Genomic DNA, 26,191 nt, shown 5'->3' on the forward strand with positions numbered 1-26,191 from the left:
ATACGTCGCCTGGCCGAGGTTGAGGCTACGGCTCCGCCCGCTGGTCGGCGAAGGCTTTCGCCACAAACGCACCGCCAAGCCTCAGCCCTTGCGGATCGACGCTGTGGCCGAGCGCAGGCGAGACATGCTCCGAGACGGCGATGCCAACCCGCTCGAGATCGGCTTTGGCGGCGTGGAGCGCGGCGACCGGAACGATCGGATCGGCCGATCCATGGATCAGCAGCACGGGCGGCTTGGTTATCGGCAGATGCGCGAGGTCGGCCGCACCAGTAAGCATGCCGGAATAGCCGACTATGGCGGCGACCTGCCGGGCGCGCCTGAGCCCGACGTGGAGCGCCATCATCGTCCCCTGGCTGAAGCCGACGATCGCTAGATCGGCTTCAGTAAGGCCATATTGGTCGAGCTTCCGGTCGATGAACGTGTCGATCGCGGGCGCGGCCGAGGTCGCGCCTGCCGCCAGTGCTTGCGGGCTGAATGCGGAGAGCGGCCACCATTGGTAACCGCCCGCCATTGGGCCGCAGCGCTGGGGCGCATTCGGCGCGAGGAACAAAGCGTCTGGGCAGTGCCGTTGCCAGTGCGGCGCCACCGAGATCAGGTCGGCACCGTTCGAGCCGAAGCCGTGCAGCAGCAGTACGATACTGCGCGTGGCGCCGGACAAGGGCTGGAGGCTCGAGCCGTTCACGATCTTGATCAGGAGAACCTCCGCTTGTAGCAAAGCACTACAGCGCAGTTGATGGCGTCGGTATCGGTGCTACACAAGGTATTCAACGGAAACGCTGACGCTGAATTCGCCATTCGGACCCCTTGTCCGCTCCCCGAACCGGACATTCACTCACAACCTGACTTTAAGTCGAATGGCAACGATTCCGGACTGGCCGTTTCGGGGCAGCCGGTAGCGGAAAGCGAGACGACGTTCCCGAGTAGTTTCCGCCTCCCTAACATCGGCCATTCGTTTACTCCGAAGCGATCAACTGGCCTAGTCTGTCCCGCTCAAGACCCGGCGCCTCGCGATCGCGCATTTTCATGCCCTCGGCGGCGCGGAGCTGACGTACACGTTCGATTACAACGCGCGTCATCGTCGCAACCAAGGGAATCTGCATGCTAATCCGGGCGGGCTTTACGATCGCCTTTCAAGCCGTACAGCCAGTGCCGATGCTGGCCAACCTCAGCGTCCACGCCTCGCGCAATCGCGACCTGCGGACGGCGCAGCGGATCATGTCGACCCCAGATGTGCCGGTGTACGACTACGTCGACCGCTTCGGAAACGTTTGCACGCGGCTGACGATGCCGGCGGGAGGGATCACGATTAATTGCGGCTTTGTTATCGAGGACCCGTTCGAGCCCGACCGCGTCGAACGCGATGCCGGGCAATCGGCAATCGAGGAACTGCCCGATGACGTTCTCGTCTATCTGCTCGCGAGCCGCTACTGCGAAACCGACCGGCTGTTGGACACGGCATGGTTGCTGTTCGGCAGCGTCGCACCGGGATGGGCGCGGGTGCAGGCAATCCTCGATTACGTGCACAACCAGATTCGCTTCGACTATGCGACCGCGCACCCTGGCAAGTCGGCGTGGGACGCGCATCAGCAGCGCGAGGGTGTCTGTCGCGACTTTGCCCATCTTGCAATCACCCTGTGCCGCTGCATGAACATCCCCGCGCGCTATTGCACAGGGTACATGGGCGACATGGACCTGCCGGCAATCGTCGGCGACATGGACTTCTCGGCGTGGTTTGAGGCCTATCTCGACGGCGAGTGGTACACGTTCGACGCCCGCCATAATCGCCCGCGCAAGGGCCGCATCCTGATGGCGCGGGGCCGCGACGCGACCGACGTCGCGCTGACCACGACCTTTGGCTTGGCAACGCTCACGCGGTTCGAGGTCTACACCGACGAGGACCGGCTAGGGCTGCTGACGTGAGCGAAAGCCGCAACGCCTCTCCGCACGTGAAGCGGCAAGTTTTCCTACTTTTTTAGCGCCTGACCAGATTGAGTAAGGGCAAGAACGGCTATTCTCTACCAACTTGTTTCGCGGCGGCGACGACCCAAGGACGGCCATAGTGTCACTCGCAAAACGAGCGTGGCCCTAATGCGTCCGATATTCCATTCGTGGCAGCTTGGCGCTATCGCGGAACCGCGAAGGGCGGATGCGTGATCGCCAAGCGGTGAGATCGCGGCTCTCGCCCGCGAGGGCCCACATCTCGTCGAGCCACGATTTCACCGAGACCCACTAAGCAATGAAAAAAAGGGGCGCGCCTTGCGACGCACCTCTTCATCCTACGAGTTTCGCTAACTAGGCTGCGACGGTGACAGTGCGGCGACGGGCCGCAAATCCGACCATACCGAAACCAGCAAGCATTAGCGCCCAAGATGCGGGCTCGGGCACGGCGGCGGTGGCGAGGGCGAATGTGACGCTGCTGCCAACCGAGGCGGGCGCACCCGACGTGGTTCCGCTGTACGCGATCGTGTAGCTCTGGCCCGGAGCGAAGGTGTAAGAGACCGTTTGAGAATGGCTTGAAGGGGTGGCGCGGTTGTGATTCAAGCTTGGGATGTGGACCCGAGCGAGCCGTGGCCGGATGGCTGGATTTGAGCAGCGAGCGAAGCGCTACCCGACCGATCTGACGGACGAGGAGTGGCGGTTTATCAAGCCGTTTCTGCCACCCGCGCCAAAACGAGGGCGTAAGCCGACGACGGATCTTCGCGCGGTGCTTGACGCCTTGCGTTATCTTGCTCGGACGGGTGGCGGCTGGCGGATGCTGCCGAACGACTTTCCGCCATGGCAGACGGTCTATTGGTGGTTTCGGCGGCTTGTGCGGCGGCTGTTGTTTCGCACGCTCCACGACGTCACGCTGATGCTGGACCGGGCACGCGAGGGTCGTGAGCAAAGCCCGAGTGCAGCAGTGATCGACAGTCAGTCGATCAAGGCTCCGGCAGCGCAAAGCCGTGGGTTCGACGCCGGCAAGAAGGTCCTCGGCCGCAAGCGTCACATTGCCGTGGACACCGACGGGCGGCTATTGATGATCAACCTGACGACGGCGGACATCTCCGACAGCGCCGGCGCGCAGGCGATCGTTGCCGCGATCCGCAAGCGGTGGCCCTGGCTCAAGCACCTGTTCGCCGATGGCGCCTATGACCGCACCAAGTTGATGGACGCGGCCATCTACCAGGACTTCGTCCTCGAGATCATCCGCCGCACCGACAAGGAGCCCGGCTTCAAAGTGCTGCCGCGGCGATGGGTGGTCGAGCGCACCTTTGGCTGGATGACACGATGGAAGCGCCTCGTCCGCGATTACGAACAGCGGATCGATGTCTCCGAAGCCATGATCCACGTCGCCCTCGGCAGCCTGATGCTAAGACGGATCGTCCACCCGTGAGCATTCTCAAACGGACTCTAAGCACCCAGATACGCCTGCATCGTGCCGCCGGCGCGCGGCACGATCGTCCCAGTTTCGAGCATGGTGCCACCGGTGCCCAAGCCCGAATACAGACCGATCGACGTGAAGTTGAAAAGGCCGGTGCCGCCCACCGCGCTGTTGGTGAAGCTACTGACACCTGATGTGTTCGGCTGAGAAATCGTGAACTCGTAATAGGCGCTGTTCATACCGTTGCTAAGGAACGAGACGCCGACCGACGACGTCTGCGTCGGCGGCACAACGATCACGCCGAGTGGCACGATGGTCGTAACGGCCGAAGCCTTCACCGCCATGAGCGCGGCCGCTGTGGCAAGTGATAAAACTTTGATCATATGACATTGCTCCAACTGAGATGCATTGAGGTCCGCCGATCCCCCATACCAGCGTGGTTAACGCTGCAAGCGGCGTGCCAATATCTCGCGACCGGATAAGCCATTGTTCTGGCTTAGGCTGGTAAATTGGGTAAATAGTGGCTTGTAAAGATCACCAACACTTTTCCTGCATTGCAGTTGTTCCAGCCTAATAGAAAGTTTATCTCAAGTTCGTTTCGTAACAGCAATAGAACTTTGCGCCCGGGTTTGAGTCATTGCATGGACCAACCAAACTTTCGATACAATTCCGTAACTATCGGCAATATGCTCATTTCGACCGGCAGTACTGGAACATGCCCTTTTTTTGGTCGGGGATTTCGCCCGACCTCACGCTTATGGCCTCGAGCATCTTCTCGACGCCGTCCGACAGGGTGGTAACCGGGCAGCACCGAGATCACCGTCACGCGGTGCCGGCTATGCGTTTGGACAGCCGTCTGCGAGCGCGACGTCAGCAGTTTTGCTTATACCCTGATGGATCATGTTGACCGGGATGTTAAACGCCGATTCCGATCCCAGCATCAGGAAGCGGCCCCAGCCGTTCGCCTCCATCCCGGCAGATACGCGCGGGCAAGCCGCACGCCCGCCATGACGTTGCGCTCGATGAGAAGCGGGTGACTCTTAGTTCCTGCAAGGATGGATCAGCCCGGTGCCGGCTTGGACACGAAGACGGTGTCGCTCGGACCGGTGCCGGTGATGCGGACCCCTGCGCCGGTCGGTCAATTTTTCGGTTTCGAAGCACCTCGGCCGAGCTTGACAATCGCGGCCTCTGCGATCTTGACCGCGTCACTTAGAGCCTGAACGAAAAGTAGTTGAGCGATACCAGTAGGTTGTGATTCACCGTCGTTGTCGAGACGATAGGAGAAGAACTTGCCTTGGACTGATACCGCTCGCCGTCAGCATATGCGCAAGGGGGGGCGCTATCCAAGCGATTTACGGGATGCGGAATGGGCGTTGATCGAGCCGCTGTTTCCGGCAGCCCGCAGCGGCGGGCGTCGTCGCACGACCTGCCTTCGGGCGGTGATGGATGCGATCATGTATATTGCGTCGAGCGGTTGCGCCTGGCGGATGCTGCCCAAATGCTTTCCGGCGACGTCGACAGTGCGCGGCTATTTCTACAGCTGGCGGGATAGTGGGCTGCTGACGACAATCAACCACTTGCTGGTAATGGCAGCACGCGAACAGGCCGGCCGCGAGGCCTCACCCAGTGCTGGCGTTATCGACAGCCAATCGGTCAAAACAACGGAAAGCGGCGGAATTTGCGGCTATGACGCCGGCAAGAAGGTGAAGGGCCGCAAACGCCATATCATCACCGATACCTGCGGCTTTCTGGTGTTTATCCTGGTCCATGCCGCCGACATTCAGGACCGCGACGGCGCTGTCGATGTCCTCAAAGCCATCCGTTTCCGTTTCCCGTTCCTGCGCCATGTGTTTGCCGATGGTGGCTATGCCGGTGACAAACTCAAGGCCGCGCTTGAAGGCCATGGCAGCTGGACCCTCGAAATCATCAAGCGCTCCGATACCGCCAAGGGCTTTGTGCTTTTGCCCCGCCGTTGGGTTGTCGAGCGGACCTTCGCGTGGCTGGGCCGCTGCCGACGTCTCGCCAAAGACTGGGAGCGATCCATCGAAAGCGCCACGGCATGGGCAACCATCGCCAGCATCCGAATGCTCACACGCAGAATCGCAAGGCTCTCAACTCATTGATGTACTTTTGAATCGGGCTCTTAGACTTTTCCCGGCCTGGCAAGGCGACCGACAAAGCCTTTGTGGAATCGTTCAACGGTCGCTTGCGCGACGAATGCCTGAACGCGCACTAATTCCTGTCGCTGGCCTACGTCCGGGCCAAGATCGAAGCGTGGCGCAGCTTCTACAACGAGAGTCGGCCTCACCCGTCGCTTGGCTGGCTGACGCCGAACGAATATGCTGCTGCGGCGACTCTTCGGGCCGCCAAATGAAGTCCGGATGCTCACCTTCAGACTGGAGGAATCCGGGGGACCCTAATTCCTATTTGTGATTTCGGCTAACCTTGACAACAAAAAGGATGATGGATGCCAAAAATATGATCCAATTTTTTGGACGATGCGGCCTACTGCGGATCGCTCGGAGTGAATAGCGCATCGCCAAGGCCGGCTCATCGTGATGCAAGCATATCGAGGCCATAATCGAGTAGTGTCGCTCGATCACACTCGGCCGCGCCACCATTGATGATTGATATCGTAAAATAATCGCCTCCCGCGCTCTTACGCCGTTAAGCGGTGAGCTCGTAAGGCTGCCTGGCGTCTCGTATGCTATAGCAAGGGCTTCATCCACAAAAGCAAACTGGGTCAATCGAGACAGTCGTATAACGAGATCCCAATCCTGGAGGCGCTTCATATGGACATCAAAGCCACCGCACCGTCGGAATAGGTCCCTCGTCATCAACAGCGTTTGAGTACTGACAAAGCTGTCCCTCAACACAGCAATTGAAATATCTCCCGACACGGAGGCCGCATCCGCAGATGGAACAACGCGCACGTTTGTAGGATAATATTGAATAAGCCGGCAATAGCAGGCCTCAGTTGCATGACTCTTTATAATGGCATCGAGCTGCTTAGAAAGCTTGTCCGGGAGCCAATAATCGTCGCTATCTTGGAATGCAACAAGCTGCGATCTGGCATGTTCTACGCCTACATTGCGTGCATTCGGGGCTCCGCCGTTTTCGTTTAGTTTGACCAGACGAAGTCTATGATCTTTTATCTGCCGTAGAAGATGTATTGTATCGTCAGTCGAGCAATCATCCACCACGATTACCTCGATATTTGAAAGATCCTGAAGTAGAACACTCATTACCGAGCGGACTACTACAAGCGAGCGATTGTAGCTTGGGATTATTACACTGACTGTCGGAACGGTGTGATCAGTTTCATGCACTAGGCTTATCATTTAGATACCACTTCCCTAATCGTAAGCGCTCGACGCAATATATGCCAGTCAAACACTGGAACACCTAAGCGCAGCCTAACAACGATAGCGGTGAACAAACCACGAACGCAGATGGTGATGACCGTCGCTGCCGACGCTCCAACGAGGCCATATCCGCCGATCAGCCAATGACTTACTATCAAGAATGTGGCTATGTTGACCATTGAGTAGAGGTATACCCACAGTCGACTACCACTCATTACCAATATGCTCCCCAAGGGTCCGGAAGCTAGACGAATAATCTGACCAACGACCAAGACCTGTAGAGCGGAAGATCCGATGACAAACTTATGACCAAACAAGCCTAGGATGTCTTGCGGAAATATCATGATTGCAAAAACAACAGGAGACGCAAGTCCCATAGCCAGGAGCGACATTCTGGTAGAAACAATCGCAATAGACGATAAGTCACCAACCTTCCAGAGTGCCGCAAGTCTCGGCCCGATGATACTGTCAAATGCGACTTGAACAAGTCCCAACAATGCCACGATTTGCCAAGCAGTTCGAAAAACACCGACATCAACCGTCGATAAGTTTTCCGCTATTAAGACGTTCGATAGCCATTCAACTGCGCTGTTGCTGATAGCCGCCACAAGAATAGGTATCCCTGCGGCGACGGTGGCAAACGTCGAAATCCGGTCTTTCGGCCCGCGCGACACAGATGAGTTGGCGTACAAATACCAGCCGAATAGCATTGTCAGGGTAACCCCGATCAGCGATGCCAACGCGATATCTACGAGGTTTAGTCTTCCCCCGATCACGATCATTATGGCGACGAATATCACGACAAAACCAGTCTGCGCAGGGCCATCAATGAATTGCGAGATCGCGACTTTTTGATGCGCACGCAGGGTAGCGGAGGCTAGACGCGCTAGTGAAACGGGGATCACAGACCAAAACATGATCTGCATCAACGGTATCACGTCAGAAGAGTGAAGAATGCCCCGGCATACAATATCGATATACTTATGTAGTAAAGTCGAAAGGCTCACGGATATTACAAGCACGATAATGAAACACGATACGACAGATCCGCGAGCTTCGGAATCTTTTCCAACACGCATGTTTCCGGCTATCGCCCTGACCACCACAACATCGAGGCCGCCAATGGCCACATAACCAAGGAACTGTATGGTAGACGCCGCCAGTCCAAATAGCCCAGAACCCTGAGGACCGAAGCGGCGTGCTATCATCCAGCTCAGTGCGAAGCTTACAGCCGCTCCGAGAAGGCGAAACCCAAACGCAACTAAAGACTGCCCCGCCAGTCGACCAGATCCAAATAAACTGATTATGTTTTTCATATGTTACGTTTGGCTATCATCGAGACATAGACTGAAGTAAAAAGATAGGGTGAGGCCGCTTGGCATCGCTAGATGTAAGTCGTAGGCGGTTCGCGATTGATAAAATATAAAATTCGATGCGCTTTTCCTTGGCGGGCGTCTGTAAGGTGTCGAATCCACTGTTCAGTCCTAACGGCATTGATTTACCGGCCGACACTGGTATAGGCGATCCCACGGCGTGCCATCTCGTCGGGGCGGTAGACGTTGCGCAGGTCGATGAGCACCGGGTGCGCCATCGCCTTGCCCAGCCGGTCGATGTCGAGCCCGCGGAATGCGTCCCATTCGGTCATCAGCACGGTCGCATCCGCCCCGGCGACGCAGTCGTACGGGTCGGTCGCATAATCGACTTCGGTCAGCACGAGCTTCGCCTGCTCGACGCCCTCGGGGTCGAACGCGCGGATCTTTGCGCCGGCGTCCTGAAGCGCCTGGACCACCGCGATCGCGGGTGAATCGCGCATGTCGTCGGTGTTCGGCTTGAACGTCAGGCCGAGGATCGCGATCGTCTTGCCGCGGACGCTGCCGTCGCACGCGGCGACGACCTTGCGCGCCATCGCCCGCTTGCGCTGGTCGTTCACCGCCGCAACGGTCTCGACGATCCGCACCGGCGTGCCGAAGTCCTGCGCGGTCTTGATCAGCGCGAGCGTATCCTTCGGAAAGCACGATCCGCCATAGCCCGGGCCGGCGTGGAGGAATTTCGAGCCGATCCGGTTGTCGAGGCCGATGCCGCGCGCGACGTCCTGGACGTTCGCGCCGACCGCCTCGCACAGGTCCGCGATCTCGTTGATGAAGGTGATCTTGGTCGCGAGAAAGGCGTTCGCGGCGTATTTGATCAGCTCGGCGGTGCGCCGCGCGGTGAACAGCAGCGGCGACGAGTTGATGAACAGTGGGCGATAGATCTCGGTCATCACCGCGCGCGCCGCCGCGTCTTCGGTGCCGACGACGACGCGATCGGGGAATTTGAAGTCTCGGATCGCCGCGCCCTCGCGAAGGAATTCGGGGTTCGACACGACGGCGAAACGCGCGTCGGGATTGGCCTCGTGGAGAATGCGCTCGACCTCGTCGCCGGTGCCGACAGGGACGGTCGACTTGGTCACGATGACGGTGTCGCCGGTGCACGCCCGCGCGATTTCCTTCGCGGCGGCAAAGACATAGCTGAGGTCGGCATGGCCGTCGCCGCGGCGCGACGGGGTGCCGACGGCGATGAACACCGCCTCGGCGTTGGCGACCCCGGCGGCGAGGTCGGTGGTGAAGGTCAGGCGGCCGGCGCGGGCGTTGCCGGTGACAAGCTCGGCGAGGCCGGGCTCGAAGATCGGCATGACCCCGGCGCGAAGCCGCTCGATCTTCGACGGATCATTGTCGACGCAGACGACATCGTGGCCGAAATCGGCAAAGCACGCTCCTGAGACGAGCCCGACATAGCCCGCGCCGATCATCGTTATCCGCATGCGCGAATGCCCTCCGCCTATGTGCTGCATCGCGGTAGCAGCGGCGGCAGACGAAGGGAAGCTCACGCCACGATAGACTTTCGGACGGCATGCCGGCGCGGATTATCCTGGGGCGTGGACATTGAGCGGAGATTAAAATGCGGTTGTTGATCACGCCGGCCACGGTCGTGGCGACGCTCGCCGTGGCGCAGCAAGCAGCCGCACGCAGCCGATCCCCGCTACGGCCGACGAGCCCGACGTTCCGCCAGCCTGCGGCTTCAAAGTCCGTCGGCTAGATCATGCGGCTTGGCCACCTCCTTGCACGGCAGCGCTATCTAATGTAATTAAAGAAAGCGTATATATTGATCTTCTGAAATTATGATGGCGACTTACTCATGTTGAATCATACCAGACTTCGCGACACTACGTCCAAAATCTCGAAGTTGGCACCTGTAATGATGCTCTCGGCGACGGTATGCGCTTGGCTCTTTTCTGGACTAAGAGCTAGAAGCCGATTTGGTGGCAAGCGACTTTATTTTGTCGATGACGGACATGGATTTACTGCAGATATGCCATTAAGCGCAGCGAAAACACACGCGAAACGGTGGGGTGGCATCGTAGTTAAATCCACGCAAGTCAACAAAGGCGACTGAATGGTCTCTCCCGGTATTTAAGACCGGTGGCCGGAGGGCGACTTGCGGCTGCCACGTGGACAGCTCCTCGGACGATCAGTTTCGCACTTTAATTCTTGATCCAAGGCCCCGCCTTTTTGCTATATTGCTTCGCTCAAGAGAGTATGTAGGCGCTGTCATTGGATAGTTTGACGGCAAACGGTATCGCTCCCTGTATTCCTGTGGGGTAATTCCCAGACTAGCTAAATGGCGGCCGAGTGATTTATACGGCTTGCCATTGACCATTGAGAGAATGTAATCTGGCGATGCAAGGCTTTTTCGAACCGATGTGGCCGCGTCATAAACTTCACTGTCAACGTCGGCAGCTTTGTCAGGGAATGACGTTGTCGCTGCCCTGAGCGCTGCATGGGTTGACGTAATCAAGCTGGGCAGTTCTTCGGGTTTAACGTGATTATGCTCAACATAGACACTCAATAACGCTAGGGTGTGTCGAATGGTGTCGTTATTATCGTCTTTCATCCGTAGCTGCCTCTTGATGATGCCTTGACTAAGACCACGTGAGTCTTCCTTAGGGATAGCTTATGGTCCTGGCAGGCTGCCTATGTCGAGGCATCATTACCTTTATCCGCCCGCGACCGGTGTTGCCACTCCAGACATATGCGCTTTTGATAGGCACTGCAGCTCACCGCGCTCCTCGCCTCATAGCCCCAATAACCAGAGTTATTATATTGCCGCTGCAAGAAGCATCGGCCACCGACATCCCGCTGAACTCAGCGAGATGCGCCATTGACCGCTCCGACTTTCGGTCGAGCGCTTCGATGAGTGCCAACGCCGCCGGATCGGTGCCTCCCCATGTTCGATGATCGCGTGCATAGGCCCAAATCGGCCCGGTTTCGATGCGTCGTCGTCCCTGATCGACCACCGGTACAGTCGTCTGTTCGGCGAACAGCACCGGCCGTGTCTCGGTATGGCTAGCAGGCGGTCGCGCGACGCGATCAGCCCGCAAACGGCCCGGCTGGTCTAGCCTGCCAAGGTCGAGCGCTCGAGGGCGACGCTTTGGCGAAAGCGGATCTGGTCTGCCGCTAGAGCGGCATATGATAAGCGTCCGTGGAAACTTACACTTGGGCGACCACTGCATCAGTCGGCAGACCGCCTTCGACGATCGGGGGGGGCGGTGCCCCCGCCTTCACCAACTAGCCTTCATATGACCGGCAGAAATAGCGCGGCGGCGGGTCACCACCACCCGGAGGCTTGATCGCGTATTCGTTAGCGGCAACCGCGATAGGCTCGACCCGCTTTGCACTCTCGTCACCGATCGACGCGGCGCTGTCAACTGTATTACCATCGAGGCGGCCGAAATCCGAACGGCGCCAACGTCGCTCGACCGTCGTGACGAACCTTGCTACTGGCATATCATCGTGCCCGGACCTTTGCGGGTGTGATCCTCGCGGCTGATTTGTCCACTTAAGGCTTATGATGCAACATAGGGTCGTTCTACCCGGGTACTCGAAGGATCCACCCCATTCTAGGAGGTCGGTCAGGGCTCTGCGCCTCCTAGGGCAGATGGGAATCGCTGCTATATGTGGCGCGGCAGCCGTATTACTACCTCAACAGTACTATCTCACCCTTGTTATCCCGATTATTGTTCTTGCCTTATTATCCCTTTGGATGTTGCCCGATATTGGTAGGTATCCGGCAGCGATGCTCAGGACACTTTTTAAGACGCATTTATATAGCTTTCTGCTATGGCCCTCGTACGTGGCATTAAGTCTTCCAGGGCTCCCTTGGATCACCCCAACCCGACTTATTTTGTATACCTTTAGCGCCGTCTTGGTGTTCAGCCTTTCCGTGTCGGGAGACTTGCGCCAATACCTGCAACATCGACTTCGTTCTTCCGGATGGATCTGGATCAGCTTTCTCACGTGGGAAGCTATCCAGGTGGTGACAATACCCATATCGGACGATAAATCTTCGTCTTTAACTGCATTCATCAACACACAAGTTTATCTGCTATTTCCACTTATTGGTGCCCTGACGGTTTTCCGTGACAAAGTCGAGGCTGCGCGTGCCATTAATATTTTAATGGTTTCGGTAGTAATACTGTGTTTCATCGGCCTCTTGGAATACAAGATGCAGATGCCACCGTGGGCTGAGCACATCCCCCATTTTCTTCGGATAGATCCCGTCCTACTCAGCACCATCCTAAGCTCCCAAGCGCGATCCGGAAATGGGCTTTATCGAGTTCGTGCGACTTATGCAGTAAGCCTGTTATTCGCCGAAGTATTAGCAGTCATGATCCCTTTCTTTCTTATGAAGATAATTTTCCCGTCTCGGCCGTTCGTGCGAACGCTTTCTCTAATCAGTCTTCCATTAATAATGTTTACTATCGTTCGCACGCAGTCACGGCTGGGTATTGTAGGAGGATTGGTATCGACTGCGGTCTATTTAATGTTTGTTGCCTTTAAGCGTCTAAAATCCCATCCCACTAGTTTAGTGGCTGCGTCGGTTTTTTATGCTGCCCCCATCGGCCTCGTGTTGTTCCTTGGTGTCATTGCCAGTAGTCATACACTTTCTCAGTCAGTACTCGGGGGTGGCAGTCAGGCTGCCAGTGACGCCTCGCGGAAAGAGCAACGAGATCTAGCGTTGACCAGAGTCCTTCACAACCCAATCGGGTATGGGCCGGGCCGCAGCGGCGAGGTACTGGGATATGTCGGTGTCAATGGCTTAAACACTGTGGATAGCTATGTAATTACCTTGTTAATGGATACAGGAGTGATTGGCCTGCTTAGTTTTGGCGCGATCTTTGTCCTTACTGCCTTCAGTTGCGCAAGGGCATATATTCAGCTTGAGGTTGCCGAGAATGACTTGCGTGCCCCTATTGCGGCGATGCTAAGTTCTTTTCTTGTTATAAAACTCGTCCTGTCTGAAACTAATAATCACACCTTAATGTTTATCATGGTTGGTCTAGCGCTATCGCTAAATAAATACGGAGAACTTCAGTCGAGTTTGCAACATGGTAAATACATTGCGAAGACAACATAATGGAAAGTCCGATTGCCCGCCCTCGTCAGTGGATGTCTATGTTCACTCGAAAGGAGAAGCTAAAATGGTAATGAGACCGAGGCCCACCTCCTTGTCGAGCAGATCCAAGCCCAGTTCGCCGTCCTTCGCTGGATGAGCGTCAGACGGTCGTCGGACAAGCTGACCGCCGAGATCACCCAGCTCGAGCTGCTGTTCGAGGACGTTGAGGAGGGCTAAGCCGAGCGGATCGCTCCAGGGCGGTATCGGGGTCGGTGAAGCCTATCCATCGTCATCCGTGGCGTCGCCCATTGCCGCCGCACTTCCCGCGTGGGCAGAACCTGCATCGTCCCGGCGACGCAGTCCCGATCGCGTCTGAAGGGCTGCGCCGGATCGGCGTGCTCAAAACATCGAGCGCGACATCAATGAACTCCTTCCCGAGAGTCGCCGCGCCATCCGCGCCGAACGCACAGTGCCGCTGCTCGCCGATCTGCGGGTCTGGATGGAGAGCGAACGCCGGCGCCTATCCGGCAAGAACGACCTGGCGAAGGTGCTGCATCGCGCCCTCGGACGCTGGGGTGCGCTTGCCCGGCTCACCACCGACGGCCGCCTTGCGATCAACAAGAAAATCGCTGAACTTATTCGTTGCGGCATCGTTGTCCCCCGCAGGAACTTCCTGTTCCTCGGTTCCGACAAAGACAGGTAGCGCGGAGCCATCATCTACGCCGCGCTCGGGACCGCCCGCCTTGGCGGCATCGATCCGAAGTCTGGCTTATGGACGTCCTCGATCAACTCGCCCGTGATCTCGGTCGCAGCCAGCTCGACCTCTAGGAACTAGCACAGCTCGTCATTGACCGCTGTTCCGCCGTCCACGCGCCGCTCCGAGGCGACCGCTCATGCTCTGGAACTGGCGGAAACCCGCGACTCTCGCCATCGCCGCGTAGATCAGCTTACGATTACGGATCGGGCGGCGGCTTTGTGGAGCAGTGCTTTAAGCTTTGAGAAGGCGTTCTCGATCGGGTTGAGGTCGGGCGCGTACGGTGGGAGGAAGATCAGCCTGGCACCGCTCGCCCCCATGGCTTTGCGGATTGCGGCACCCTTGTCGGCTGGCAGGTAGTCCATGATGACCTCGTCGTCGGGGCTGAGCGTCGACAACAGGATTTACTCGGCAAAGGCGCGGTCATGCCCGTCAGCCACAGCGCGCCGGTTACTGTCGGGGTCGTCCAACGTCCATGGCACGCTCATTCACAGTCGTGCCCCTCGCGGTTCCGGCCCGTGAAGCCGCGCCATCTTGGGACTTGCTCGGGTCTCGTTGATGAACACAAGGCGGTGCGGGTCGAGGCCGAGCTGGCCTTCGAACCACACACAGCGCTTTAGGACGTCGGAACGATCCTGCTCCGCTGCATAGCCGGACTTTTTTTGAGCGTGATCCTCCTGCGCACGAAGAACCGCCACGAGGTGGGTGCGAAACCAGGAAAACATCGATTGACATGTGGGACATCCCATCCACTAGGCACTCGAGTCTAGGGTTTTATTATAAAGCGTGAGCGGCGGTCGAGCGGCCTCGCGCCGGGTGAACTCCCCGAGATTCGCACTTCGTCGCTCAAAACGAAGATGCGCACCGAGACAACGCTACGCCAGATATATCCAGTCTTGCTGACCAAACCGAGGCTCGACGTGGGTCGGCCTAAACTGCTATAAGAATCCATGTCCTCTAAAACTTGTGCCTCGCGCTTTGCTCTCCTACCGCATTCGGCCTCCATGGAAAACTGCGAAGGTCAGGTATCGGCGCTTTTGGAGGTTATATGAGATTTCAGGCCGGAACACTACTGGGCCAATCGATTGAGCCTCACCGCGGTGCCTGCCCGATCGCGAGTACAGGAACCTTGAACCCAAATTTACTAAAGTCGGCGAAGGTCTGCTTATTAATAGCCGCGTTAGCGCTTTCAACTACAACACGTGCTGCGATACTATCCGTAACGAAGTCAACCATTGGGCAAGTCTTTGATCGTGCCGAGAGTGGCGACACTCTAAGGCTGATTGGCGACTTTGATCGAATAGAACTCAAAGGCCGGAACTTCGCTCCCGCGTTGGTGATCGACGGCGATAAGGCCACTTTCCAAGACACTCTATTAATTCGGGACGTGCAGGGATTAATTCTGCATGGGGGCTTATTTCGATCCAATTCAGGGAGCACCGCCCTTGGTCGATGGATCTCCGTATATGGGGGCTCACGGATTTTAATAGACCAAGTTCGAATTGAGGGTGCAGGAACTGGTCGCGGTATTTTATTCACATCGACCAAGAATGCCTCGGTTATAAATAGCTTGTTCGTCCACCTCTCGGCTGGTGTCGGCTTTATTGACGTCGATGAGGGATATATTTATAATAATATATCAAGTCGATCGACAAGTGACGGTTTTAATGTAGTAGCAAGTCACCACGTAAAAGTAAGCTCAAACACATGCGCCGATACAAACCGTTCGGAGGGAGCGCACCCGGATTGTGTTCAGATGTGGAGCCTCACTGGTCATGTTCCTCTTTCGGATATTGAGATAAGCAATAATCTAGCGTCCGGTGGAACACAAGGGTTTACATTGTTTAATCCTAAAGACGGCGGTGCAGATCGAGTTAGTATTATTGGTAATAGAATAGACACAACCTTTCCACAGGGCATTGCTTGTTATAACTGTAGAGATAGTGAGATCAGTGGAAATCATCTTTCAACGATGTCGGGAGCAAAAAACTCCACGACAATACACGTGTTTGGTGGTGAAAATAACCGAGTAGCACATAATATTATGAATGAGCCTAGTGGAAAGAACTATGAGGGGGTCGGAGCTAATCCCGTTTGGAGCCTGGGATTACTTGTGGATGGGACCTTCGGCTTTAATAAGGACGAGGTCGCACGAGTGCGTGAATTGATCTCAAAAAAGCTGACTTCGTTTTAATCCGAAAGATAGGACTGAAGCGTGGACTCAAACGTAGTAAAGGGCGCCGAATGGGAATAGTCGGTTCTATCATTGAAAAGGCTCGCTTACGCATTCTTCTTCGTAACGAGTATGAGAGTCTGAGCTTGAGGCGGTGGTTTTCCAATAGCTTCGATGTTGATGTCGGCCTCTATAGCTATGGATGCTTCGATAGGTGGCGCGTACCACCGAGGACGCGTATTGGTCGCTATTCCTCGTTTGCTAAGTCGGCGCGAGTACTGGATGCCAATCATCCAGTTGAAGCGCTTTCCACTCATCCGTTTCTTTACGAAAAGCGCTTTGGCTTGGTTTCGTCAGAACTTCCAGCACCACAGCTAATGATAATTCAAGATGATGTCTGGCTTAGTCACAACGTTACCGTCACTCCATCATGTAAATTTATAGGCCGTGGTGCAATAATTGGTGCCGGAGCCGTGGTGACTAGTCGTGTCGAGCCGTACACTATTGTTGCAGGAACACCAGCAAAGATAATTCGTTACCGATTTGACCAAAAGACTATTGATGCGATTGAGGAAACAAAATGGTGGGAGCTTACGAAGGAGGAGCTTAGTGATCTGGTAAAAACTTCACCCTTAGCGGTCTTCCATCCAACTGTTTCTTCCCTTGCAAGATTATTAAGTTCCGGAATGGGATAGTTAAGGAGTGTGAACGGACGACCTTGAGAATAAAGAGACATACTGTATGATTTATAAGATAGAAAAATGAGGATACAGTCACTATCAGGAAGATATCTTGTTAATAATGATCTACGTTTAGACGGTAACTTGTTTACCATTCTTCGATTTGTCTTGGCCTCTGCTGTGATATTCTCGCATGGATTTGTCTTAACGGGTCAGGCTAACAACGACCCAACAAGGACTATCTTTTCGTATCCATTTAGTACATTTGCGGTGATACTCTTTTTTGCGTTAAGCGGCCTACTTGTTACTGGAGGACTAGTCCGAAAGGGAATTACGGTATTCATCAAAGCAAGAGCATTTAGGCTATTGCCGGGACTACTTGTTATGCTTTTGACGACAGTTGCTCTCGGTTTTGGATTCAGCTCCGATGATCTCGGACATTACCTACGCGAACCATCGATCTATAAGTATTTATTTCGGAATGCCTTATTAATTGGCAAGTATTACTCAGTGGAATCGGTTTTTAACGATGTTACACTCAAGAATGTTGTGAATGGGTCCTTGTGGACAATTCGTAGAGAAGTCTTATGTTACGGGCTGCTCGCTGTTCTTCGAGCCACAGGGCTTTTGCAAAATAGGACGGCACTGTTGATTGTGTTGGTTGTAGGCATTATCGTCGATTGCTCAATCCCTATAGAGGTCGCTGAATCCTATGGGCCATTACGTCACCTTATCCTCGCTTTTTTTACGGGCGTTATAGCTTATTTATATAGAGAGAAAATATATCTCTCCTGGCCTCTTGCGGCCCTGTTTGTCGTAGTTGCACTAGCTACTAAACGAGGAGAACTCGGGACGCAGCTTGTAGCCTTTTCATTTATATATCTTATGCTCGTTACCTCGATCCTTGTTCCAGATGCAATAAAGAAAGTAAGTTCGCGTTTGCCCGATTACAGCTATGGTTTGTATATCTATGGATTCCCGGCTCAGCAGGCTATTATTCAATCTGGCTTAGGGGTGTCCCCATATCCGAATATGTTTTTCTCGATTGCTATTTCGCTGATGTTCGCTGCTATCTCTTGGCACTTGGTTGAACATCCTGCTCTTAGATGGGCTCGACGTTGATCAGAATGATAAAAAACGCCGACCGCGACAAAATTGTACATCTCATGAAGCGTTGACTGAGTGGCTTGGTGATTGCGGACACTGGGTGGTTGCCAGTCTTGATGAGTGGCAGCTCGAAGCAGAGCTGCCTGAGGCCGTCTGCGTGCGCATTGATTTTGTTAGCGAGGGCTAGCGGTCCGCGTATCGTCGTATGATACCTGTGTGACTAAGGCATAACGCCCTATCTTTGAGACGACTGGCGCCACCTACCAGGCGAAGGCCTAGCCCAGCCATACGCAATCGGTAACGAGGGTAGCGGAAGGTGACATTGGCTTAGCAGAAGATCGATAGATCCTACCGTATTTCGTGGCAAATATAGTAATGGTCAACGGGGGGCGAGCTAAACCCCCGTTGGCAGCCCGCCGGATGCCGTTTTATAGGGCACCGCCTCGCATGGATGGCGACCTAGGCGCGGGCAAATTGTAGATAACCCTCGGATTGGCCTAAGCGCGTTCGAAGATGGGCCAACCTACCGAGCGCACGATTATGATTTTCGACCTTTGAACACGAGCAATGCAATTGTCGCGGCAATCACTAGATCGAGCATACCAGACTTAACCAAAGACCCCGCCAGACGGATTGGCCAGGGGGACGCCTCGTGAAAATTCAAATCTCCCCCATAGTAATTTGCAGCGAACAACACCGCGACTAGGATGAAGACGACGCTCAGGCGCATAAATAGCGACAAGCGCACTTCTAAAATAGACCGTCTATGAAATGATACATTCTCACCGACCGGAGATTGAACAGAACGCAGATGCCTATTCTGCATAAATGTTTTCGTCAATGACGTTCGGCGAGACCGCCTACTCAAAAGGCCATAGTCGGGGATTTCTCACATCAGCTGCGAGCAGCGAGAATTCGTCACTAACGCCCGTCCTCGCAGTCGATCTAGAATTATCAGACAGCCGTCGGCAAAATATGCCAGCGCCGACTGATCTGGCCCCCGTCCATTTTGATCAGTTCAGGCGGACGCAGGCGAGTAGAGACTACCACCGATCGCCTGGCATAAAATTCAGCTCTCATGATTACCCGTCAGCGGTAAGCATCGAAAACCGATCACATCCTGCGCCATGCTCGATATGCCGAAAAGCAATGATCCTCGTCGATCCACTCTTCCTGAGGCTGACAAGACCGGTAATTTGCTGCGGTGCAACGGGAGGGGTAGAAACTAATGAATGCCGGGTCTATCGGTACGTATGATAGGATTAAATCCATCGGCCGGATATCGGCTTTTCACCGGCAAATCGGTGGCGGAAGTCATGGATCGTCATCGTGGCTCCGGCCCGGGGTTCGACCTGTGGCGTATCTCGCTATCGCTTTTGGTAATCCTGCTGCACTCGTTCCACGTGAGCTATGAGCATCCGCCTCATATCGCTACAGGTCCGTTCGGACCAGTCTTTGCTGCCGTGCTGCCCATATTCTTCTCTCTGAGCGGCTTTTTAGTGACTGGCAGCGCCCTTCGCACCCGGTCGATACGCGTATTCCTTAGCTTCAGAGCGCTTCGGATCATTCCAGCGCTCGTGACCGAAGTGACGCTAGCGGCGCTCATTATAGGTCCGTTGCTCACCACACTGCCGCTCATAGCCTACTTCAATGATCCCCGGACACACGTATATTTCGGCAATATCATCGGCTGGATTCACTTCGCGCTTCCTGGCGTGTTCGAGCACAATCCACGACCTGGAGTGGTCAATCAGAACCTTTGGACGCTTCACCCTGAATTGATTTGCTACGCCGCGATGGCGCTCTTGATGGCGACCAGCCTCGCATATAGGCGCACTTTCTTGACGATCCTCTGGGCTATCGGCACTGTCGCGGCGGCAGCGATCAACATCCGTACCGATGCATGGGAGCTTCACGGAACCTACCCTGGACCCGTGCTTGTCTACTACTTTCTCACCGGCATCGTCGCCTATCACTGGCGCCACCTAATTCCGGTCAACCGCTGGCTGTTCGTCGTCGCGGTAGCGGTGGCTTACCTGCTGCTTAAGCTGCCCAACACTACCTTCTTTGCTGAGCCGTTCCTCGTCTATATCATGATATTCGTCGGTATGCAGAAAATGCCGAGCATCGGCTTCCTGCAGCGCGGGGACTATAGCTACGGCATGTACCTTTATGCCTATCCAATCCAGCAGACCCTCGTTCTGCTGTTTCCCGCGACACGCGAGTGGTACTACAACTTCGTTCTTGCAACCGTAGCCTCGCTCGGAGTCGCGATGATCTCGTGGCACCTCATCGAAAAGCCGGCGCTCAGCCTCAAGCGGTTCGTTAGGGGGCGGCCGAAGCCGATTATTTCGACCACCGAGCCGTGACCGCAACGCCGAGCCTGCTACCGTAACGGACTAGGACGTCGGTCGAGAAGAACACCAGCAGGGCAAATACGAGATAGCGGTAGCGTAGTGTCGGCTGAACCAGCATGAACGGCAGAAGCGTTACCCCGACTAGACTGGCAGCATAGCAGTAACGGAAGTCGAGCCGGACGATCGCGTTGACGATCCCAATCACGCCGAGGCCGGAGATGAGCCAGTTAAGAGCCTGCTTCGTGCTATTGCCGCTGCCCGTATTGGAGAACATCGTCCAATACCAGCGCGGCGGAAACAGCGTTTGAACAAAGTGGCGGACCGCAAGCCGGAACGTCTCGGCGGGGTGAGCAGCCATCCACGAGGACGTCGCCGCGCCAAGTTGCTTGGCATAGAGGACTTCCCCGCCAGCGCGCTCCATTGCTTCATAGCCTCCGCCATCCTCATAGGGATGAATCGCCTGGTGCCGGGCAAAATACGCCTGCCGTTGGTCGCTGGTCGTGACAGCCTCGGGATAGAAGGCCAATGCCATCTCAAGCCCAAAGTTACTTCGCAGTATGATTGGGCTGCCCATCTGGCAGAAGTTGCGGATTGTCCAAGGGGCGAACACGGCGATGGCGGCAATTAGGGCAGCTGCCACGGTTCCCACCCATCGCCGTGGTGAGATGTTGCGAAACATGAACATAGCTGCGCAGACGATCCCAGCTAAGCCAAAGTTGGGCTGGATGAAGAACAAGAGGGCGAGTGCGATGGCCAGTCCGACAATCCTGGGCCAGTCCGCCGGCCTGCCATCCGCCGTGACGAGTAGAAAAAGAAAGATCGACGCTGCTGCGACCGCAAGACCTCCATCCCAAACCCGGAACCAGCTGACCTCGAGCGCAAAGTTTAGTGGCACGACGCAGATGAAGGCGATCGCAACGACCCTTGCTAGCGGTGGCGAACCCATGGCCCTGAAGCTTAGGTCGAAGAACCAAATCGATATTCCGATTAGCAGCAAAGACCATAAGGTGAGCACGTCATCCGCGATCCTCGTCTGGAAACCGAGAATTCTGTAGACTCCACCGGCTATCAGGGGCGGAATCGGCATAACGTGGGCAGTTGGCCCCTGCCCTTGACGGAAGGCATCGCCGATCACTCCATGCTCGGCGACGTCTCGCGCGACATTCAGCGCCTCGCCTATACTCAGTGTGGGCGATATGCTGTAGCGCAGCCATGCCAACCGTAGGACCAATCCCAGTATGAGGAGGGCTCCAACTATCCAGCGCGACTCCAAAAAGCGGTTGACGCTACCTTCAACACGCGACTGCACTATCATCGTCGCCCTCCGAAATACCTTGGCATGGGTGGTATCAAATCGCAGATTGAATGGCTATGGGCCACGAGGCGGCTTATCGGGAGGGTGACAGAGCAATGGCTCGGTCGTCCGCCGGTTTTCGCCGACATCGGCACCGACCTCTACGTCATAGTCGACGGCGACGCTACCTACCAGGCAGGGTTCCGCCGCGTCTCGTCGACATGCTCGCCTGCGATCAGCTCGACATCATCGTTGAAACCCGTGCCAGCGACATCGCCCCGCCTACCAGTTGGGCTACGGGCTGCTGATGCGGATTTCGGCTGCCGACCGCAAATTACGATAGAGAGGCGGTCTCGTTCTCGAGGCAGCAGTCCTCTTGATTGCACCTTGCCCTGTGCGTCTCGGCAGAGCTCTTTCGGGCCGAGACATCGTGGTCAGCTTCAAATGTGCAGATTTAGAATCATGCTTATCCTGCAGCGCCCCTGAGAGCCTGAACGAAAAGTAGTTGAGCGATACCAGTAGGTTGTGATTCACCGTCGTTGTCGAGACGATAGGAGAAGAACTTGCCTTGGACTGATACCGCTCGCCGTCAGCATATGCGCAAGGGGGGGCGCTATCCAAGCGATTTACGGGATGCGGAATGGGCGTTGATCGAGCCGCTGTTTCCGGCAGCCCGCAGCGGCGGGCGTCGTCGCACGACCTGCCTTCGGGCGGTGATGGATGCGATCATGTATATTGCGTCGAGCGGTTGCGCCTGGCGGATGCTGCCCAAATGCTTTCCGGCGACGTCGACAGTGCGCGGCTATTTCTACAGCTGGCGGGATAGTGGGCTGCTGACGACAATCAACCACTTGCTGGTAATGGCAGCACGCGAACAGGCCGGCCGCGAGGCCTCACCCAGTGCTGGCGTTATCGACAGCCAATCGGTCAAAACAACGGAAAGCGGCGGAATTTGCGGCTATGACGCCGGCAAGAAGGTGAAGGGCCGCAAACGCCATATCATCACCGATACCTGCGGCTTTCTGGTGTTTATCCTGGTCCATGCCGCCGACATTCAGGACCGCGACGGCGCTGTCGATGTCCTCAAAGCCATCCGTTTCCGTTTCCCGTTCCTGCGCCATGTGTTTGCCGATGGTGGCTATGCCGGTGACAAACTCAAGGCCGCGCTTGAAGGCCATGGCAGCTGGACCCTCGAAATCATCAAGCGCTCCGATACCGCCAAGGGCTTTGTGCTTTTGCCCCGCCGTTGGGTTGTCGAGCGGACCTTCGCGTGGCTGGGCCGCTGCCGACGTCTCGCCAAAGACTGGGAGCGATCCATCGAAAGCGCCACGGCATGGGCAACCATCGCCAGCATCCGAATGCTCACACGCAGAATCGCAAGGCTCTCAACTCATTGATGTACTTTTGAATCGGGCTCTGAGGCAACAGGACCCGAGCGTCTATCGTGGAGGGCTAAATTGATGAAGAAGGGTCTGCTGTTTCTTTCTAAGCGACCGACAGACGTCATTTCGATTACCTGAGAAGGTCGGATGCCGTTAGGCGTACGAAAGTCCGAGATGCGTGAAGCCCCGAGACTGCGCTACGAGATTTCTCGTCTAGTCGGAATCGTGGCCGTGACGAACGATTGGACCTGGCGCTGACATCGCTGCGACGAGGTCCCGCGCCTCAGTGCCTCGATCGGGTCTGGCTGGTGTCGGTGTAGGTGTCCTGGTTGGTGTAGCCGATGCTGTTCGTCGTCGCATCGGAAGCAGCGAAGATCGTCAGCGCGGCCGAGGCCGGCGTCGTGATCGCGAGCGCTGCAGCGAGCGCGGCAAGTGAGGCGGCGGTGGTGCGGTTCGTCAAAATTCTCCGGGAACTGATCTTTGGTGCTCTCCCGGAGAATATGAGCAAGGACCGTGCCAATACGTTACGATAACGTAACGTGTTGATTTAGGACATCGACGGCACGCATCCGCAGGACCATTTCGCCTTCGATCACGAGGACAATCGGCGTGACTTCGGTTATTCGGGTCATATCACGTAATGAGAGTCCAGCATTCTTGCACGCAAATCTCATCGCTCTGTGTCGCATAACACCAAACTCTAGTAATGTATTCCCGCGACCCTTTGGGCGACACGCGCTGCTGGACTTGTACCTCCTTGTCGCCAATGCCGATTTTGGGTCCCGTAAAGGCTGCGCGGTAATCCGCTCGGCCGGTGGCTGTCCGTCAGCTTCAAAGAGACATAACCCAATTCCCGACACTCACGCCATTGCTGGGTCATCCCAAATCGGATGCTCGTTCACCGACTACTGCGGGGCGCTGCTCAAAGCAGTCTGGCGAGCGTGACGGGTAATTCGTGGATACGCTCGACGGTTGCGATATAGCCCCTATCGGCGATCGCCGCGGAGCCGCCGGTGATGCCTATCTCGCCGACGCCGCGGTTATACATTGGCGTGTGCGGATTGGCCATATCGGTGCCGGGACCGCGCGGCGCAGGCGACATCCGTCAGTCTCCGGTAGAATGGCACGCCCACGCTATCGATCCCGTCGGACCCGAGGGTGTGTGCCGAACTACGTCAGGCTATGTTAGTGTTCACATTCTATTAGCCACCAATAGTCGGTTATTCCGATGTTCCTGGTGGGCCATAATAGTCAGGTCATACGTATAGCTCTTATGACTAATCAAATGTGGCATACTGGCCTTGGCGTCCTCGCCGTACTCTGGATTGGTGAATTACTGATTCAGTCTTCGTTAACCTAACTACCGGGCCTATTCTCTGGTGTTGCGAGATGTATTATGACCCTTTGCCGCGCATACCTCCCTATCTTAGCGATTCTCTCCACTTTTATCATGTCTGAGCCAAGTCTGGCCAGTATTATGAGACCTCATGCAAGGGGATTAATTTCGTCGAAGAATGAGTTAGCATTTGAAATCAACAAGCCGATGTCTCCCATGCGTGGCACCGCGTCAACAATAACCGTAGTTCAGCAAAGCAATGTTGGACCCTTAGTCGAGGTTTTTATAATTGGATCGACATTGCTGACCTTCAGTCTATTAGCCCGGCGAGGATCGCGGTCACGCTGGCCACGTTGAAGCTGATTGTCCTCGCGAAAGGTGGATAGATTTCCGAGCCGGAGGCAGGAATGCGCTTTTCCAGACCCCGCAACTGCGCGACTGATTCTGTCTGTTTTACAGCAACGTCGAGAGGTTTTAGTTCCTCTGACAGTCCTGCCAGGGACCGCCAGAGATGAACTTGCTGACGATATCCGAACCATCCGATTTTTGTCCGTCCAATCGAGCGGCCGCCCGCCAGGCGACCGCTCGACAGAATCGGATTGACCAGTCGGAGTACTCTTTATGCTCCAGCAGCCTCACCGACTGTTGACAATCAATCAGTGCGGCCGGGGAAACGGCTCAGCAGGCATAGACCTTCGCGCTCTGCCGGCGAAGGCGAAAGCCGATCAGGCCGAAGCCCGCGACGAGCAAGCCCCAAATCTGCGGCTCAGGAACAACCGACAGCTCGGTCGAGAAGCCCCCAGTGGAGACTGCGCGGAAGGTGTTGATCGACGAGTCCGAATTGACGCGCGTCAGAAACGGAGTGATCGCGGTCAACGCCAGTGCGAAGTCCTTGTCCAGCGACTCATCGAACGTGCGAAGATCAGATGTATACGTGACCGCGGGCTTGGGCGGGGTTGATGCGGTCACCGAACCGGCGCTGCCTGCGGCAGTTCCAAAGATCTGGCCGCCGAGGAACTTACCCGACAACAGATTCGCGCCCGTCAGATAGACGTTGGTGCCGACAATGAGTGGCGTAAGACCCGTATATTTGAACGAGAACGTGCCGCTGTCCAGGCTTTGAATGAGCAGCCCGCCGAGGCTCAACGCGGGATTGTCGATCGCAATACCATCAAAGGTGAAAGCCGAGTTGAGGATGCCAAGCGAGGCTAACGGTCCGCCGACGAAGCTAAACTTCACCGCGGTCGCGCCTTTAAGGGTCGCAGTCGAGTTTGCCACGGTAAAAATTCTGCCGTCGTTACTGCCCGTCTTAAAATACAGCATGTTCGACCCGCGCCGGGTCGGAGTGTACGAGGCGAAGATTTCGGTCACAGCGGCAGCTGGCGTCGAAATCGAAAATTGCCCTGCGGCAACCAAGGTGATCATTGCAAGTTTCGCTGAGATATTCATGTTTTGCCCCTTTTAGTTTACCGACAAATTCGGCGAGGCTTTATAGGAGAGGCCTCGTCACCCACACACTGGCAATGTACAATTACGCACAATCCATGCCAAGTGGCCGGGACTGCATAAGTGTCTGATATCGTACAATCGTCTCAGCTCGTCAAACTGGGACTGTAAAGCATACCGACGCATTATGATTAAGTGGCACTAATAAGCGTTAAAATTATTTTAACTTGGGCATTGGCCAGCGGTGAAGGTGTGATAGCGGCCGTTGCATTCGGGCCGAACCCATTCCTCTTGTTCGTTTTGACAATTTGAACTGCGGCACGAATGCAGCAAGCGAGCCGGTCACTTCGACGTCGAGTGGTGGGCTGATGCCGGAGCCGCAACGAGACGTGGATCAGATTACCGCACGCGAGTGCTGGCGATCACTATTATCCGGATTCTGTCTAATAATTCGTCGGCTGGCTGTGGCGGAGGTCGCGTCGTGCGTGCTCGAGCGGGGGTGAT

The 26,191-nt window shown here is 55.9% G+C and carries 23 protein-coding genes and 2 pseudogenes; 11 read left to right on the forward strand and 14 right to left on the reverse strand.

Annotated elements, in window-relative coordinates; translation table 11 throughout:
- Positions 1 to 25: 25 nt before the first annotated feature.
- The gene (locus KTC28_RS19190; protein WP_255602577.1) at positions 26 to 682 is read right to left on the reverse strand and encodes an alpha/beta hydrolase; all 657 of its coding nucleotides are present in this window, start codon (positions 680 to 682) and stop codon (positions 26 to 28) included.
- A gap of 416 nt (positions 683 to 1,098) precedes the next feature.
- On the opposite strand from KTC28_RS19190, the gene KTC28_RS19195 reads away from it, so the two are divergent.
- The gene (locus tag KTC28_RS19195) at positions 1,099 to 1,920 is read left to right on the forward strand and encodes a transglutaminase-like domain-containing protein (protein ID WP_216711653.1); all 822 of its coding nucleotides are present in this window, start codon (positions 1,099 to 1,101) and stop codon (positions 1,918 to 1,920) included.
- A 372-nt stretch (positions 1,921 to 2,292) separates the two neighbouring features.
- On the opposite strand, the gene KTC28_RS22975 is transcribed toward KTC28_RS19195, so the two are convergent.
- Positions 2,293 to 2,541, reverse strand: coding sequence for an FxDxF family PEP-CTERM protein (locus KTC28_RS22975; RefSeq protein WP_255602578.1), 249 nt, complete (start codon positions 2,539 to 2,541; stop codon positions 2,293 to 2,295).
- A 7-nt stretch (positions 2,542 to 2,548) separates the two neighbouring features.
- On the opposite strand from KTC28_RS22975, the gene KTC28_RS19205 reads away from it, so the two are divergent.
- A complete protein-coding gene (locus KTC28_RS19205; RefSeq protein WP_223132315.1) occupies positions 2,549 to 3,373 on the forward strand; it encodes an IS5 family transposase in 825 nt (274 codons plus the stop codon).
- Positions 3,374 to 3,390: 17 nt separating this feature from the next.
- On the opposite strand, the gene KTC28_RS19210 is transcribed toward KTC28_RS19205, so the two are convergent.
- A complete protein-coding gene (locus tag KTC28_RS19210; protein ID WP_216711702.1) occupies positions 3,391 to 3,744 on the reverse strand; it encodes a hypothetical protein in 354 nt (117 codons plus the stop codon).
- 355 nt (positions 3,745 to 4,099) lie between these two features.
- Positions 4,100 to 4,376: pseudogene (locus KTC28_RS22980) on the reverse strand (SDR family NAD(P)-dependent oxidoreductase); the annotation flags it as partial.
- A gap of 274 nt (positions 4,377 to 4,650) precedes the next feature.
- Here KTC28_RS22980 and KTC28_RS19215 point away from each other — a divergent pair.
- Positions 4,651 to 5,484, forward strand: a complete 834-nt coding sequence (locus tag KTC28_RS19215; protein ID WP_216711713.1) for an IS5 family transposase — start codon at positions 4,651 to 4,653, stop codon at positions 5,482 to 5,484.
- A gap of 20 nt (positions 5,485 to 5,504) precedes the next feature.
- Positions 5,505 to 5,735, forward strand: a pseudogene (locus KTC28_RS19220) (integrase core domain-containing protein); the annotation flags it as partial.
- Between the two features lie 49 nt (positions 5,736 to 5,784).
- On the opposite strand, the gene KTC28_RS19225 reads toward KTC28_RS19220, so the two are convergent.
- The 5 genes from KTC28_RS19225 to KTC28_RS19245 form a co-directional block, all read right to left on the reverse strand.
- Positions 5,785 to 6,606, reverse strand: a complete 822-nt coding sequence (locus tag KTC28_RS19225) for a glycosyltransferase family 2 protein (protein WP_255602579.1) — start codon at positions 6,604 to 6,606, stop codon at positions 5,785 to 5,787.
- Positions 6,607 to 6,698: 92 nt separating this feature from the next.
- The gene (locus tag KTC28_RS19230; RefSeq protein ID WP_216711471.1) at positions 6,699 to 8,042 is read right to left on the reverse strand and encodes an MATE family efflux transporter; all 1,344 of its coding nucleotides are present in this window, start codon (positions 8,040 to 8,042) and stop codon (positions 6,699 to 6,701) included.
- Between the two features lie 182 nt (positions 8,043 to 8,224).
- Positions 8,225 to 9,526 (reverse strand): UDP-glucose dehydrogenase family protein, encoded by a 1,302-nt coding sequence (locus KTC28_RS19235; RefSeq protein WP_216711470.1) that lies wholly within the window; start codon positions 9,524 to 9,526, stop codon positions 8,225 to 8,227.
- 707 nt (positions 9,527 to 10,233) lie between these two features.
- Positions 10,234 to 10,656, reverse strand: a complete 423-nt coding sequence (locus KTC28_RS19240; RefSeq protein ID WP_216711469.1) for a Ros/MucR family transcriptional regulator — start codon at positions 10,654 to 10,656, stop codon at positions 10,234 to 10,236.
- 163 nt (positions 10,657 to 10,819) lie between these two features.
- Positions 10,820 to 11,089, reverse strand: coding sequence for an IS66 family transposase (locus KTC28_RS19245; RefSeq protein ID WP_216711468.1), 270 nt, complete (start codon positions 11,087 to 11,089; stop codon positions 10,820 to 10,822).
- Positions 11,090 to 11,700: 611 nt separating this feature from the next.
- Between KTC28_RS19245 and KTC28_RS19250 the strand changes: the two genes are divergently transcribed.
- Complete coding sequence (locus tag KTC28_RS19250; RefSeq protein WP_216711467.1) at positions 11,701 to 13,179, forward strand: O-antigen ligase family protein; 1,479 nt, start codon at positions 11,701 to 11,703, stop codon at positions 13,177 to 13,179.
- A gap of 430 nt (positions 13,180 to 13,609) precedes the next feature.
- Complete coding sequence (locus KTC28_RS19255; RefSeq protein ID WP_255602630.1) at positions 13,610 to 13,861, forward strand: IS66 family transposase; 252 nt, start codon at positions 13,610 to 13,612, stop codon at positions 13,859 to 13,861.
- 239 nt (positions 13,862 to 14,100) lie between these two features.
- Here the strand turns inward: KTC28_RS19255 and KTC28_RS23505 are convergent, their stop codons facing one another.
- Positions 14,101 to 14,310: a transposase gene (locus KTC28_RS23505; RefSeq protein ID WP_216711466.1), complete on the reverse strand. Its 210-nt coding sequence runs from the start codon at positions 14,308 to 14,310 to the stop codon at positions 14,101 to 14,103.
- 650 nt (positions 14,311 to 14,960) lie between these two features.
- Between KTC28_RS23505 and KTC28_RS19265 the strand changes: the two genes are divergently transcribed.
- The 4 genes from KTC28_RS19265 to KTC28_RS19280 all read left to right on the forward strand — a co-directional run bounded on the left by KTC28_RS19265 (position 14,961) and on the right by KTC28_RS19280 (position 20,241).
- A complete protein-coding gene (locus tag KTC28_RS19265; RefSeq protein ID WP_216711465.1) occupies positions 14,961 to 16,106 on the forward strand; it encodes a right-handed parallel beta-helix repeat-containing protein in 1,146 nt (381 codons plus the stop codon).
- A 50-nt stretch (positions 16,107 to 16,156) separates the two neighbouring features.
- Complete coding sequence (locus tag KTC28_RS19270; RefSeq protein WP_216711464.1) at positions 16,157 to 16,780, forward strand: CatB-related O-acetyltransferase; 624 nt, start codon at positions 16,157 to 16,159, stop codon at positions 16,778 to 16,780.
- 66 nt (positions 16,781 to 16,846) lie between these two features.
- Complete coding sequence (locus KTC28_RS19275) at positions 16,847 to 17,887, forward strand: acyltransferase family protein (protein WP_255602580.1); 1,041 nt, start codon at positions 16,847 to 16,849, stop codon at positions 17,885 to 17,887.
- Between the two features lie 1,217 nt (positions 17,888 to 19,104).
- A complete protein-coding gene (locus KTC28_RS19280) occupies positions 19,105 to 20,241 on the forward strand; it encodes an acyltransferase family protein (RefSeq protein ID WP_216711462.1) in 1,137 nt (378 codons plus the stop codon).
- On the opposite strand, the gene KTC28_RS19285 is transcribed toward KTC28_RS19280, so the two are convergent.
- Positions 20,219 to 21,544 carry a hypothetical protein gene (locus tag KTC28_RS19285; RefSeq protein ID WP_216711461.1) on the reverse strand — a complete coding sequence of 442 codons (1,326 nt, stop codon included), beginning with the start codon at positions 21,542 to 21,544 and terminating at the stop codon, positions 20,219 to 20,221. The two genes, KTC28_RS19280 and KTC28_RS19285, sit on opposite strands and share 23 nt — an antisense overlap.
- Before the next feature lie 542 nt (positions 21,545 to 22,086).
- Here KTC28_RS19285 and KTC28_RS19290 point away from each other — a divergent pair.
- Entirely contained in the window at positions 22,087 to 22,920 is an 834-nt protein-coding gene (locus KTC28_RS19290) for an IS5 family transposase (protein WP_216711713.1), read from the forward strand.
- Between the two features lie 268 nt (positions 22,921 to 23,188).
- On the opposite strand, the gene KTC28_RS19295 is transcribed toward KTC28_RS19290, so the two are convergent.
- From KTC28_RS19295 to KTC28_RS19305, 3 genes are all read right to left on the reverse strand, one after another.
- Positions 23,189 to 23,365 carry a hypothetical protein gene (locus KTC28_RS19295; protein ID WP_216710528.1) on the reverse strand — a complete coding sequence of 59 codons (177 nt, stop codon included), beginning with the start codon at positions 23,363 to 23,365 and terminating at the stop codon, positions 23,189 to 23,191.
- A 462-nt stretch (positions 23,366 to 23,827) separates the two neighbouring features.
- On the reverse strand, positions 23,828 to 24,007 hold the full coding sequence (locus tag KTC28_RS19300; protein WP_216710527.1) for a hypothetical protein: 180 nt from the start codon (positions 24,005 to 24,007) through the stop codon (positions 23,828 to 23,830).
- Between the two features lie 912 nt (positions 24,008 to 24,919).
- Positions 24,920 to 25,690: a PEP-CTERM sorting domain-containing protein gene (locus tag KTC28_RS19305; protein ID WP_216710526.1), complete on the reverse strand. Its 771-nt coding sequence runs from the start codon at positions 25,688 to 25,690 to the stop codon at positions 24,920 to 24,922.
- Between the last annotated feature and the right edge of the window lie 501 nt (positions 25,691 to 26,191).

Origin of the sequence: Polymorphobacter megasporae, from assembly GCF_018982885.2 — a bacterium.
Classification (GTDB): domain Bacteria; phylum Pseudomonadota; class Alphaproteobacteria; order Sphingomonadales; family Sphingomonadaceae; genus Polymorphobacter_B; species Polymorphobacter_B megasporae.

Bases quoted from the DNA above. Each gene is read 5' to 3' on its own strand.
- KTC28_RS19195 (WP_216711653.1), top strand. From the start codon at position 1,099: ATGCTAATCCGGGCGGGCTTTACGATCGCCTTTCAAGCCGTACAGCCA.
- KTC28_RS19205 (WP_223132315.1), top strand. From the start codon at position 2,549: ATGTGGACCCGAGCGAGCCGTGGCCGGATGGCTGGATTTGAGCAGCGA.
- KTC28_RS19210 (WP_216711702.1), bottom strand. From the start codon at position 3,744: ATGATCAAAGTTTTATCACTTGCCACAGCGGCCGCGCTCATGGCGGTG.
- KTC28_RS19225 (WP_255602579.1), bottom strand. From the start codon at position 6,606: ATGAGTGTTCTACTTCAGGATCTTTCAAATATCGAGGTAATCGTGGTG.
- KTC28_RS19230 (WP_216711471.1), bottom strand. From the start codon at position 8,042: ATGAAAAACATAATCAGTTTATTTGGATCTGGTCGACTGGCGGGGCAG.
- KTC28_RS19235 (WP_216711470.1), bottom strand. From the start codon at position 9,526: ATGCGGATAACGATGATCGGCGCGGGCTATGTCGGGCTCGTCTCAGGA.
- KTC28_RS19240 (WP_216711469.1), bottom strand. From the start codon at position 10,656: ATGAAAGACGATAATAACGACACCATTCGACACACCCTAGCGTTATTG.
- KTC28_RS19250 (WP_216711467.1), top strand. From the start codon at position 11,701: ATGGGAATCGCTGCTATATGTGGCGCGGCAGCCGTATTACTACCTCAA.
- KTC28_RS19265 (WP_216711465.1), top strand. From the start codon at position 14,961: ATGAGATTTCAGGCCGGAACACTACTGGGCCAATCGATTGAGCCTCAC.
- KTC28_RS19270 (WP_216711464.1), top strand. From the start codon at position 16,157: ATGGGAATAGTCGGTTCTATCATTGAAAAGGCTCGCTTACGCATTCTT.
- KTC28_RS19275 (WP_255602580.1), top strand. From the start codon at position 16,847: ATGAGGATACAGTCACTATCAGGAAGATATCTTGTTAATAATGATCTA.
- KTC28_RS19280 (WP_216711462.1), top strand. From the start codon at position 19,105: ATGCCGGGTCTATCGGTACGTATGATAGGATTAAATCCATCGGCCGGA.
- KTC28_RS19285 (WP_216711461.1), bottom strand. From the start codon at position 21,544: ATGATAGTGCAGTCGCGTGTTGAAGGTAGCGTCAACCGCTTTTTGGAG.
- KTC28_RS19300 (WP_216710527.1), bottom strand. From the start codon at position 24,007: ATGTCGCCTGCGCCGCGCGGTCCCGGCACCGATATGGCCAATCCGCAC.
- KTC28_RS19305 (WP_216710526.1), bottom strand. From the start codon at position 25,690: ATGAATATCTCAGCGAAACTTGCAATGATCACCTTGGTTGCCGCAGGG.